The 12,450-nt window shown below is 58.8% G+C and carries 8 protein-coding genes; 4 read left to right on the top strand and 4 right to left on the bottom strand.

What is annotated here, in order from left to right; genetic code table 11:
- Window positions 1–88 precede the first annotated feature (88 nt).
- The gene (locus MAIT1_RS19560; protein ID WP_158089635.1) at window positions 89–2,794 is read left to right on the top strand and encodes a pentapeptide repeat-containing protein; all 2,706 of its coding nucleotides are present in this window, start codon (window positions 89–91) and stop codon (window positions 2,792–2,794) included.
- Window positions 2,795–2,904: 110 nt separating this feature from the next.
- Window positions 2,905–3,582 carry a YkgJ family cysteine cluster protein gene (locus MAIT1_RS19555; protein ID WP_085446557.1) on the top strand — a complete coding sequence of 226 codons (678 nt, stop codon included), beginning with the start codon at window positions 2,905–2,907 and terminating at the stop codon, window positions 3,580–3,582.
- Window positions 3,583–3,585: 3 nt separating this feature from the next.
- On the opposite strand, the gene MAIT1_RS19550 is transcribed toward MAIT1_RS19555, so the two are convergent.
- The 4 genes from MAIT1_RS19550 to MAIT1_RS19535 all read right to left on the bottom strand — a co-directional run bounded on the left by MAIT1_RS19550 (window position 3,586) and on the right by MAIT1_RS19535 (window position 8,252).
- Window positions 3,586–3,906 carry a DUF2834 domain-containing protein gene (locus tag MAIT1_RS19550; RefSeq protein ID WP_085446555.1) on the bottom strand — a complete coding sequence of 107 codons (321 nt, stop codon included), beginning with the start codon at window positions 3,904–3,906 and terminating at the stop codon, window positions 3,586–3,588.
- 470 nt (window positions 3,907–4,376) lie between these two features.
- Entirely contained in the window at window positions 4,377–5,270 is an 894-nt protein-coding gene (locus MAIT1_RS19545; RefSeq protein WP_085446553.1) for a CoB--CoM heterodisulfide reductase iron-sulfur subunit B family protein, read from the bottom strand.
- A gap of 273 nt (window positions 5,271–5,543) precedes the next feature.
- Window positions 5,544–6,533 (bottom strand): succinate dehydrogenase/fumarate reductase iron-sulfur subunit, encoded by a 990-nt coding sequence (locus MAIT1_RS19540; protein WP_085446551.1) that lies wholly within the window; start codon window positions 6,531–6,533, stop codon window positions 5,544–5,546.
- 27 nt (window positions 6,534–6,560) lie between these two features.
- Window positions 6,561–8,252 carry an FAD-dependent oxidoreductase gene (locus MAIT1_RS19535; protein WP_085446549.1) on the bottom strand — a complete coding sequence of 564 codons (1,692 nt, stop codon included), beginning with the start codon at window positions 8,250–8,252 and terminating at the stop codon, window positions 6,561–6,563.
- A 347-nt stretch (window positions 8,253–8,599) separates the two neighbouring features.
- Between MAIT1_RS19535 and leuS the strand changes: the two genes are divergently transcribed.
- Together leuS and lptE are read left to right on the top strand one after the other, a co-directional pair.
- On the top strand, window positions 8,600–11,167 hold the full coding sequence (gene leuS, locus MAIT1_RS19530) for a leucine--tRNA ligase (protein ID WP_085446547.1): 2,568 nt from the start codon (window positions 8,600–8,602) through the stop codon (window positions 11,165–11,167).
- Between the two features lie 397 nt (window positions 11,168–11,564).
- Window positions 11,565–12,098, top strand: a complete 534-nt coding sequence (gene lptE, locus MAIT1_RS19525; RefSeq protein WP_085446546.1) for an LPS assembly lipoprotein LptE — start codon at window positions 11,565–11,567, stop codon at window positions 12,096–12,098.
- Window positions 12,099–12,450 lie beyond the last annotated feature (352 nt).

Raw genomic sequence — 12,450 nt, 5'->3', positions numbered from 1 at the left:
GACGCGATCTCGTCATAACCACTTGAGATTTCGCTGTTACGCTGAGAGAGTAGAGGAAAGTCATCGACTCTTCTGCGGGATGGGCGGTATGCGCGGCAATCAGAGGAATCATACGGGGCAGGTTGTGCGGCGGCGCTGGGGACGCAGTATGATGCCTGTGCCGGTGGATGTGCAGAACGATCCCATGGACGCCGCCAACGCCTCCGGGCGGCTGGCGCGGGGGATTCACCTGGGGTTCCTGCTGGTGGGGGTCTATTTCGCCATTCTGGTGGGCTCCACCACCCACAAGCAGTTGTTGATGGAGTCCCCCATCACCCTGCCGATTCTCGACGTGCCGCTGCCAGTGGTGGGGTTCTATGCGGTGGTTCCGTGGCTGTTTGTGCTGCTGCATCTGAATGTGTTGTTGCAGTTCCATGCTTTGGCCATGCGGGTGATCAAAGTCCGTGAGAACGGCCTAGCCGGGCAGGAGCATCGTCTCTATCCGCTGGCGTTCGCCCTGTGGCGAGCGCGTTCATCGGTAAAAAGCTCGCTGGTTCGGGCTTTTCTCAATCTCTACGTCTGGCTCACCACCTTCATCCTGCCGCCGCTCATCATTCTCTGGGCGCAGGCGCGGTTTATTCCCTATCACGACCATCTGATCACCAACGTGCAGCGTGGCGCGTTGTTTGTGGATTTACTTCTCTGCTGGGCTTTCGCCATTAAAATCCTCAGTCCCGATGGGAGATTCAGGGAATTCGGGATTTGGATGTGGAGTCAGAAAATCACGTTATTGATCACATTGACGCCGTTTTTACTCTCCATCGGAGGATACTTGATTTTGAGTCATGGGCCGCAAGCGTATCACGCTGACGCTGACGCTGAGGCTATTAAAGGATTCGGATTCCTGGCGGTTCCTTTGATGGTTGCCATATTTGCCGGGTTTTTCCGTGAGTCTCTTGTCTATCGTCTCGCCCTGTTTGCTTGGATGGCTCCCCTCAGCGCCGCCTGTTGGCTGCTTTCTTCACAGGTGTTCACCATCCCTCATGTGTGCAGCAATAATCCGGAACTCTATACAGACCAGGAGCGCCCATTCTGCAATATTTGCACAGACGGGGAGAGAAGCGACAATCGTGACACAGTCGCTTACGCCAAAGGCTACCCTGCTTGGATGAAGTGGTTGGTGGCGGAAGGGCGGTTACCGCGCTATCTCATCGTGCGCAATGAAACCCTGGTCAAACAGGCCCCCAGTGAAGAGCAGATTGCTGCCTATTTGGCGCAAGGGGAGCAGAGTGAAGCCGGGCATAAAAAAGCGGTGCAGAGCGCCTGGGTTGAGCAAGCCAAGGGGTTGGACCTTAAGGGGCGGGATCTTACCTTTGCCGACTTCACTGGCTCAAAACTTTTAAAAGCTCAATTCAATTTGCCTATCGAGCGCTTGAAAAACAACGGAAATAATAGCTTGCAAGAAAGTATATTTAACCTCAAAAATTCTGCCAATTTATCTTTTGCAAGATTAGTTGATACAGATTTAACACAGGCAAACTTATCATATGTTACATTAGATCATTCAAAAATTATGCGATCAATAATGGTTAAGGCATATATGAGTCACTCGACAGTATCAGCTATTATAAATTCTGATTTTACAGGAGCAGACCTATCATTCACGAAGTTAAACAGGGTGAATATATATGGGTCAAAATTCATTGGGGCAAAGTTATCAAATATTAAATGGCATAGCCCACGTATTAACTCATCAAATTTTAGTGGATCAGATTTTTCTCGGTCGGAAATATTCGGTGGGTATATTTCAAGCAGTGATTTTTTCGGGGCATATTTTCAAGGAGCAAAGATTCTTGCTGCTTTTTTTGCTGAGTCAAATTTTAGTGGATCAAATTTTGGGCTGAAGAAGAATGATGAAATTTTTGTCCGGTGGCGAAATCAGCACTTTGAAGAAATGGAGAATCTAAACAGTGACCTAGAAGGATCTGAATTTTACAATTCAGATTTATCAGGTGTAGTTGCAAACATAGCAGGTATTCAAATGGTTGACTTTCGTAGTTCTGATATATCTGGCTCATTCTTCGAAAACTCATGGTTATTCGAAAGTAATTTTGTAGATGCAAAACTGAATAGCAGCTCATTTAGATATTCATATTTGAAAGATAAGCAGGTATCATTTGGTGAACTTGGAAGTACACATGAAAGTATATGGGAGTATATAAATAAATTAAATAATCTTAAAGTTACAGTTGGTTTTTCAAACTGGTTTACTTATTTTCTCCACAACATCGGAAGGGCTGGTAGACTCGGAAAAATAAGAAGCAAAAAATACGAAAATATGATAGAGAATTATATTAATATATTGGATAGAATGGGGATAGAGTTGGTGCTGTCAGAGGGTGATTTTGACGGTAACTTGATAAAAAAACACGGTAGGAAACATGACTGGGTATTTGTTTCAGATAAAATGCTCGTAGAATTTAAATCTCAGAGTAGAATGGGGAAGAATATAACTTCAGACGAATCACAGTATGATAAGCATATTGATAATATTAGCCAGTTTTGGAGGGTTAGATTCTTCTGTGACAAGAACCCATATATTGTGTTTGGTATATCATTGAACTCATCTGTAAATCCACGTTTGGCGCGTGCATTCTTGGAGCGTGACTGTCAAAACCGTCCCCAGGCCACAGACTTCGCTACGCCAGAGTTGTGGGAGACATTCCAAGAGCGGGTGAAAGAGCTGGAGAAAATCGTCAAAGAGGACGACGCTAAGAAGGCCAAGCAGAAACAAGCGGCAGAGGCGAAGCAGTAACCGTTCATCCACCAAACAGGATAGCGCTGAAGAGCCCGCCCGGCTGCGCCGATAGGAGATCTATACGCCCAGCAGCGCCGCAAGGCCGCCAACCTGCCCCAGGACGCCCCATGCCCCAGTCGCCCAAACAGCCCAAAGCCCGCCGCATCATGCGGCCCGCGGACGCCCATGCGGCGCAGATCGACGCCGAACTCAACCAGATGCTCAAGCCCGACTCCGCCGTGGAGGCCAATCGCCTCTGTCTGGCGTGTGGCCTGTGCTGCAACGGCTCCATCTTCAGCCGCGTGGGCATCGAAAAACGTGAAGTGGAGGCCATCGCCGCCATTGTCCCCGTATGGGAGCAGGAGAGCGGCGATGTGGCCTTTTCACAACCCTGCCCAGCTTGGACCGAAGGCAAGTGCGGCCTCTACGCCGTGCGCCCGGGACGCTGCGCCAGCTACATCTGCAAGTTACAGGGATTGGTGATGAATGGCGCGGTGAGCGGCGCAGCGGGAGAGAAAATCGTCGATGCGGCGGTCAAGCAAGCGGCGGCATTGCGCGACCGCGTGGCCGCTTATACCGGCAAGGAGCCGCAAGCGTTGAATCTGCGGCAGTTCCACAAGGAGTTCCACCCCAAGGCCATGAAAAAGGCCAAGAGCGGCGAGTTGACCCTGATGGAGCAGACGTTGGTGCGCGAGTGCTATCTGTTTCTCAAGCTGCAGGATCGCTACTTCTCCGAAACCAGCCTGATCAAGCAGTACGCCTTCATCCTGCAGCAGATCGACTATTTCGCCAATGGCGAAGGGTAGGCGTTACGCGACCCCTTTGGCCATGTGATCATGGCGCAGCAGCAGGAACAGCGGCAGGCCCAGCGAGAGACCCACACAGCATGTGCCCAAAATTGGTAGCCACACCCGGGGCAGGCCGATGCGGCGCGCCTCCACGATCATGAAGGGAATCAGCGCCACTGCGGTGATCAGCACGTCGGCCCAGGCGAACAGAGAGAGTTGGCTGCCCATCACCTCGGCGTAGAGGGCGGGCAGATCCAGTCCATGATCCGATAGCCAAAGGAAAAATTGGCTTAGTGGGATGAGCGTTCCGGCAATGCAGACGGCAATATAGAGAGTGCGCATCGGGATTCTCCAAAATTATTCAATAAGTTGTTTTTCAGAATCAAAATGTTTCGGCCTGCGCTGACGTCGGCGCGGATCGCTGGCATCCGTTCAGTCGGTTTTTCAAACTGGTTTGCGCAAAAATTTCGTCGCTTCCGACGCAAACACTTTTACTTTGTATAGGTTGGCGGGTTCTACTGCATTCGCTCCTGTCGGCTGCGCCGACAGATCGCTCACTGCCGTTTCCCCGACGGCCTCCTTGCAGGCTTCTGGTTTCTCGCTTCTCTTTGGGCTTTTGCTGGCTCGGCGATTGTTCAGTGGGGAAACGGCCAAAGACAACGGCAAAAGCCACGGCAAACCGTGGGGCGCTGCCCCACACCCCGCTGGGGTCGCGGACCCCAGACCCCGCCTGCGGCCAGCCGCAGGCCCCTTACACAGCGCTAGGACGCCCAGCGTCACGCAGACACTGGGCGCCCCGTGCCGGTTGCTGATTACAGTACGCCGCGCTCCACCAGCGCCGCCCTTGGGCTCACATGCAGCCGGTTCAGGCCCAGCTTCTTGTCGCTGATGCCCATGGCGCAGCCCAACAGTTGCGCAAAGTTCATCTCCGGCAAGCCCACCTCCCGGCCCACCGTCTTCTCCGCAATGCCCTGATACGCGCCCATGGCCATGTCGCACAGCGTGCATGGGGTGATCATCACCTCCGCGCGCGCGCCCTTGGCGCTCTCCAGATTCTTCATCACCATGCCGCGCATCTCATCGGCATCCGACAACATGATGTGGAAGCCGCAGCACTTGTCACGGCCATCGTAGCTCACCGGCTCGCCGCCCATGGCTTCGATCAAACGGTCCAGATGGTCCGCCTTCTCGCCCGCCTTCTCAGTGGCGAAAATCTCCGATGGCCGCAGATTGTGGCAGCCGTAGAACGGCGCCACCTTCATGCCGTTGAGCGGTTTGGAAATCTTATTCTTCACCTGCTCCAGGCCCACCTCTTCGGTCAGCACCCAGGCCAGATGACGCACCTCAATGGAGGCCTCATAGGCTCGCACGCCGCCCTGTTTGAGCACGTTATTGATCTCGTCGAGCAGATCCGGCTCGTTCTTGAAGCGGTAGTTGGCGTGGGAGAGGGTCTGCGTGCAGGTGTTGCAGATGGTCAGAATGTCGCGCCCGGCGGCTTCCGCCTCGCTGAGAATGCGCGCGGCCACTGACAGCGAAAACGCCGGTTTGCTCTCGCGCAGACTCACCGCGCCGCAGCAGGTGGCTTTGGGCATGGCGTGCAGGGTGATGTCCAGGCGTTCGCACACGGCGCGGGCGGCCCAATCGGCCTCCTTTTGCACCTGTTTGGCGGCGCACCCGGGGAAATAGCTATAAGCCTTCTCGGCCATGGGGCTCTCCTTGAATATCAATGTCCGGCAAGAAGCGGAACATTGGAAAGGTCGTTCTCTCAAGGTTGAATACCGTTACGATGTGACGGTATTCAACCAAACTTGAAACAAGCGCGGAGTAAAACTAACGAGGGTCCAGGGAAATCATTTCCCTGGCGGGTCGAGGGCGGCGCCCTCGTGGGTCCAGGGCAAAGCCCTGGCCGGGTCTGGGCCGGAGGCCCAGCCTCTTTCATCTTCCCCCAAACAACCCGCTAATCCCTCGTGACGCCCACCTTACCCGGCGTCGCTCACAATCGCTTTGGTCTCCACGTCGACCGGGTTCTTCTCCAGGTGCTCATAGATCTTCTTGAGCTCCTCCACATCCTGGGCCTTGTGGGGGAAGGGCGAGGGGATCTTGCCCTTCTTCATCAAGTGCAGCGCATCGCCCATGGCGCCGATGGTCCCGGCGATGCCCACGGAGCGTTGCAGGAGGGTGAACTCGTTGAGATCGCCCACGGTCTGGATATCGCCGTGGAACGCCTGCGCATGGCGGGCGCCGACGCTGTCCAGATAGCCCTTGTCCATGGCGCGGGTGCGCAGCTTGACAATGGCCTCCATGGGCTTCACGTCTTTAGGGCAGACCTCCACGCACATGGTGCAGCGCGAGCAGGACCACACGCCGCCCTCCATCTCCGAGAGAGTCCCCAGACGTCCGGTCTTCTGCCCCTCGCGGGGGTCGGAGACGAAGCGGAACGCTTTGGCCAACGCCGCGGGGCCGAGGAATTTGTCGCTCACCTCGGCCACGGTGCAGTCGGAGTAGCAGCAGCCGCACATGATGCACTGGGTGACGTGGTTGACCTGATCGAAGGAATCCGCGCCGATCTGCAGGGCGGTCTCCGCGCCCTCCTCCAGATAGGGGGTGATGGCGTGGACTTTTTTGAAGAACTTGCCGATGTTGACGGCCAGATCCTTGAGCACCGGCTGGTTGCCCATGGGCGCCAGGGTGACCACGTTGTTCTCATCGGCCACATCGCCGATGTGGGTCTTGCAGGCCAGGCGGGTCTTGCCGCTGATCTTCATGGCGCAGGAGCCGCAGATGGCCGAGCGGCACGACTGCCGATAGGTCACCGAACCGTCGTGTTCGCACTTGACCACTTCCAACAGGTCGAGGATGCGGGTCAGCGGTTTGGCGGGGAGTTCAAAGTCGTCCCAGCGGGTGGCCAGAGAGCCGTCCGCTTGCGGGGTGTTGCGCTGAATGCGCAGGGTATAGGTGATTTCGCTCATGCTGTTGTCTCCTCCCGACCCGGCGCGTTAGTAGACGCGCTCTTTGGGCGTATAGGCCTCTTTGCCCACGGTGCGCACCCCCTCGTAGTCGAGACGAATAGTCCCGGAGGGAGCGTCCCAGAACGCCAGGGTGTGCTTGCGCCACTCGGCGTCGTCGCGTTTGGGGTAGTCGTTGCGGCTGTGGGCGCCGCGCGACTCGGTGCGGTTGAGCGCGCCTTTGCTGATGCACTCGGCGATATCCATCAGGTGACGCAGCTCAATGGCGCGCACCAGATCGATATTGAACACCCGCGACTTGTCGTCCACGTGGATCTTGTCGTAGCGGGCGCGCAGTTCGGGCAGCATCTCCACCACCTTCTTGAGGTTCTCCTCTTCGCGATAGACGCCCACATAGAGGTTCATGGCGGTGGCCATCTCTTCGCGCAGTTTGGCGTGGTTCTCGCCGGTGTCGGGGCGCGCCAGAATCTCGTTGATGTTCTCCTCCACCTCGGTGATGGCCGATTGGGGGAACTCCTTTTGCGTCATTTTGGCGATGGCCTCGCCGCAGGCGCGGCCAGTGACCTTGCCGAAGACGATGGTGTCCAGCAGGGAGTTGCCGCCGAGGCGGTTGGCCCCGTGCACGGAGAGGCACGCCGCTTCTCCCGCCACATAGAGGCCGGGGACGGGGGTGAAGCCCAGTTTGTCGGCGCGGATGCCACCCATGCAGTAGTGTACGGTGGGGCGCACGGGGATCGGTTCGTCGATGGCGTCGATCCCCTCCAGATCCAGCGCCAGTTGGCGGATCTGCGGCAGACGCTCGAGGATCTTATCGCGGCCCAGGTGGCGCAGGTCGAGGAAGATGGCGCCCTCATCGCCGCGCCCCTCCAGAATCTCCATCTGTTCGGCGCGCGCCACCACGTCGCGGGAGGCCAGCTCCAGCTTGTTGGGGGCGTATTTGGACATGAAGCGCTCGCCATCCTTGTTGATCAGATAGCCGCCTTCGCCGCGCGCTCCTTCGGTCACCAGCACGCCGCTGCCGCGCAGGCCGGTGGGGTGGAACTGCACGAACTCCATATCCGCCAACGGCGCCCCGGCGCGCAGCGCCAGGCCCATGCCGTCGCCGGTGCAGATGGTGGCGTTGGTGCTGGATTGATAAACGCGGCCAAAGCCGCCGGTGGCCAGCAGCACGCCCTTGCCCTGCAGGCCGAACACCTCGCCGGATTTCATGTCCAGCGCCACAATGCCGCTCACCTCGCCGTTGGCGTCGGTGGCGATCTTCTGCACGCTACACTCTTCGTAGACCTCCACCCCCGCTTTGACCAGACGCTCCCACAGGGTGTGCAGCAGCACTTGGCCGGTGCGGTCGGCGGCGTAGCAGGTGCGGTCGAAGCTGGCGGCGCCGAACGGACGCTGGGCGATCTTGCCCTTCTCCAGACGCGAAAACGGCGTGCCCCAGGCGTCCATCTCCAGCACCACTTTGGGCGCCTCCTGGCACATCAGTTCGATGGCGTCCTCATCGCCGATGAAGTCGGAGCCCTTGACGGTATCGTAGGCGTGGGATTCCCAACTGTCCTCCGGGTCGATGGAGGCGTTGATGCCCCCCTGCGCGGCGCAGGAGTGACTGCGCAACGGGTGCACCTTGGTGACGATGGCCACGTTCACGCCCGCGTCCAATGCCTCGATGGCCGCGCGCATGCCCGCCAGACCCGCGCCGACGATGATCAGATCATGACTCTTCATCTTGCCTCCGCATCCAGCCGCCTACAGAAACCACGCGCCTTTGCAATCCATCAAAAGCCCGCAGCCGATATAAATTTGTGTGAAAATCAAATAGACCACTACAACGCTGTTTGTGTCAAAAAGATTTGCTTTATGGCATAAAGAATTTTTAGGACCAATGCCCCCTATTTTTATATCGAAGCAAAACCGAGCTTATATCGGAGCGGAGCTTAACAGGCCCAAGCAAAGGGGAAATGGCAATCCGGCGCCCGGCGTGGTAAAAAGATGGGCTCCAAATTTGAATTCGGCGCAGCTTTGCACAAGCGCGCCGCGCTTACGGGATTCAGCACCACAACACGAAGAGCGCCATGGACAGCAAGTACAACCCGCAGGCCATTGAGGCCAAGTGGCAAAAGATCTGGGATGAACAGAAGACCTTCCGCGCCAGCGAGACCGACGGCAGGGATCCCTTCTATCTGCTGGTGATGTTCCCCTATCCGTCGGGGCGCATCCACATGGGCCACGTGCGCAACTACGCGCTGGGCGACGTCATTGCGCGCTATCAGCGCATGCGCGGCAAAAACGTGCTGCACCCCATGGGTTGGGACGCCTTCGGCATGCCCGCCGAGAACGCCGCCGCCGCCAATAACGTGCACCCCAAGGATTGGACCTATCAGAACATCGCCCACATGCGCGATGAGCTGAAGACCATGGGCCTCTCCTATGATTGGGAGCGCGAGCTGGCCACCTGCGACCAGGACTACGCCCACGCTGAGCAGGCGCTGTTCCTCAAGCTGTATGAGAAGGGGCTGGTGTATCGCAAAAAATCGGTGGTGAACTGGGACCCGGTGGACCACACGGTGCTGGCCAACGAACAGGTGATCGACGGCTGCGGCTGGCGCAGCGGCGCGCCGGTGGAGCGCAAGGAGCTGTCGCAGTGGTTCTTCCGCATCACCGACTACGCCGACGAGTTGTTGGCGGATCTGGACAAGCTGGGCGGCTGGCCGGAGACGGTGCGCGCCATGCAGGCCAACTGGATCGGCAAGAGCCACGGGGTGGAGTTCGCCTTCCAGCTGGAGGGGTATGACGATACCCTGCCGGTCTACACCACCCGTCCCGACACCCTGATGGGAGTCACCTTCTGCTCCATCGCCGCCGAGCATCCGCTGGCCAAGGCGCTGGCGGCAACCAATCCTGACGCCGCCGCCTTCATCAAGGAGTGCCAGGCCGCCGGCACCAGCGAAGAGGCGTTGGAGACCCAGGAGAAGAGGGGCTTCGACACCGGCATCAAAGCGATCCACCCGGTCACCGGCGAGAAGGTCCCGGTGTTCATCGCCAACTTCGTGCTGATGGCCTACGGCACCGGCGCGGTGATGGCGGTTCCGGCCCACGATCAGCGCGACTTCGAATTCGCCAAAAAGTACGCCATCCCCATCAAGGTCGTGATTCAACCCGAAGGGGAGGCGCTGGACGCCGCCGCCCTCGCCGAGGCCTACACCGGACCGGGAACCCTGGTCAACTCCGGCCAGTTCGACGGCTTGGACAACGAAACCGCCAAGCAGAAGGTGGCCGAGTACTTCGAGCAGCGCTGCATCGGCAAGGCGACGGTGAACTTCCGTCTGCGCGACTGGGGCGTCTCCCGGCAACGCTACTGGGGCAACCCCATCCCCATGGTCCATTGCGACGCCTGCGGCGTGGTTCCGCTGCCCCCCGAGCAGTTGCCCGCCGCGCTGCCGCCGGATGTGAGTTTCGATCAGCCGGGCAACCCGCTGGAGCGCCACCCCACCTGGAAGCACATCGACTGCCCCAAGTGTGGCCAACCCGCCCGCCGCGAGACCGACACCATGGACACCTTCATGGAGTCCAGCTGGTACTTCCTGCGCTACTGTAGCCCCGACATGGGCGCCGAACCGCTGGATCTGAAGCGGGTCAACCACTGGATGCCGGTGGATCAGTACGTCGGCGGCATCGAACACGCGGTGCTGCACCTGCTCTATTCGCGCTTCTTCCACAAGGCGCTGCGCGATGTCGGTCTGGTGGAGTGCGACGAGCCCTTCACCCGCCTGCTGACCCAAGGCATGGTGCGCAAGGACACCCACAAGTGTCCCGCCCACGGCTGGCGCTATCCGCGCGAGGTGAAGCAGGATGATGAATTCCTGCGCTGCGTGGAGTGCGATAGCGAGATCATCGTCGGGCGCAACGAGAAGATGTCCAAGTCCAAGCACAATGTGGTGGACCCTAAGGAGTTGCTCGACGGCTACGGCGCCGACACCGCGCGTCTGTTCATGCTGTTCGCCGCGCCGCCGGATCGCGATCTGGAGTGGAGCGACTCCGGGGTGGACGGCGCCTGGCGCTTCCTCAACCGGGTGTGGCGTCTGGTTCATGCTTTGATGCAAGTTGCGCCCGGGGCCAAACCGGCTAGCGCCACCCCCGCCGACGCCGATCTGAAGGCGTTGCGCGGGCAGGTCCATGCGACCATCGCCAAAGTGACTGACGACTTCGAACGGCAGTCGTTCAACACCGGCATCGCCGCCATCATGGAGCTGGTCAACGCCATCAAGATCGGCGATGCGCCGCTGGCTGGCGAGGCCGCCGGGGTGATGCGCGAGGCGGTGGAGACGGTGGTGAAGCTGCTGAGCCCGTATGCGCCGCACATCGCCGAGGAGTTGTGGCGGGAGCTGGGCTATGCGGATGATCTGTGCAACCATGCTTGGCCGGAAGCCGACGCTGAGGCGTTGGTGAAGGACGTCATCACCATCATCCTGCAGGTCAACGGCAAGTTGCGCGACCGTTTGGAGGTGGCCCCGGACATCGCCAAGGATGAGCTGGAAAAACTGGCCCTGGCCAATGACAAGGCGGCGGCGCACATTGAGGGCAAGACGGTGCGCAAAGTGGTGGTGGTGCCGGGTCGTTTGGTGAACATCGTGGCCAATTAATCGGCCCGCGCTAAAGTAAAAGTGTGTGCGTGACTCACTGCGAGCTAGCGCTGAGTAATGGGCCGTCGGCTGGCCGACGGCGGGGTCTGGGGGCCGCGCCCCCAGCGGGGTTTGGGGCGGCGCCCCAAGGTTTAGGGGAGCTCGAGGGCTCCGCCCTCGATATCTTATCGTTTTCAAGGTTGTTCGCTCTGTAGCGCCGAATGTGTGCGTGACACAGGGCGAGCTAGCGCTGAGTAATGGGCCGTCGGCTGGCCGACGGTGGGGTCTGGGGGCCGCGCCCCCAGCGGGGTTTGGGGCGGCGCCCCAAGGTTTAGGGGAGCTCGAGGGCGCAGCCCTCGATATCTTAATCTTCCCCTCAATGTTTTCACTTTTCGATAATTAAGCCTGGAGAGCTCCTGTGGCTTTGAGCAAACGCCTGTTCCTCGTGCTTCTGACCCTGCCGCTGGCGGGTTGCTTCGGCTACCACTTTCCGGGTTCGCCGTCGGCGCGTCTGCCGGAGGATCTGCAAGGGGCGGTGGCGCGCATCGCCGGGCCGGGGGCGACGGCGCACCCGCGTTTGGCGCGCCAGCTTCAAGAGCGCATCATCAACCGGCTGGGGCTGCCGTGGAGCCGTTCGGACGGCAATAATCTGATTCTCACCATCCACATGGAGCCGCTACAGCGGGATCTGCGTTTGGAGAACCAGGCGGGGCGGGCCGACCACTATCGGGTCACCGCCAGCGCCCATGCGGCGCTGGCGCAGCCGGGCGCGGCGCCGAGCAAGACGTGGCCCTCGGTGCGAGGCTCGGCCACCTATTATGAACTCAATGTGGCCACCGCCAACCAAGTGGCGCGGGAGCAGGCGGAGAACGAGGCCATGGACCAGTTGGCTGACGCTCTGGTGGCGATGCTCTCCACCCGTTTGAACGCCTCGGAGCCCGCCACGCCGTAATCAGGCGCGGGGGAATCCTGCAAATCACCATCTGGTTATGTAGATTATTTCGTCAGGAAATGGTCTTGGATATGATCAGGGATATATTGAATTTACACGATTTTCCGCAAAATTAAGCTCTCTGTGTCCGCATTGAGGCGGAGCGCTTTGCTGCAGTTGCAAAACTTCTACACCTCCCTCCTGTATTTCCGGTTCAAATCCTGGCCCTGTTCATGCTAAGCTATGTGGCTATTAGCACAGCCGAGGTTCGTTGCGTAACAGTTGAGAATAGAAGCGATTCTTTTTCTTGTTTTGCGCAGAAGCGCGTTGTGGGCGAAAAACGCTCCCACAGCGGCTCGTCTTGATTTGACCA

The organism is Magnetofaba australis IT-1 (genome assembly GCF_002109495.1).
GTDB classification, from domain to species: domain Bacteria; phylum Pseudomonadota; class Magnetococcia; order Magnetococcales; family Magnetococcaceae; genus Magnetofaba; species Magnetofaba australis.
This window is presented reverse-complemented; position numbering and strand designations above follow the sequence as displayed.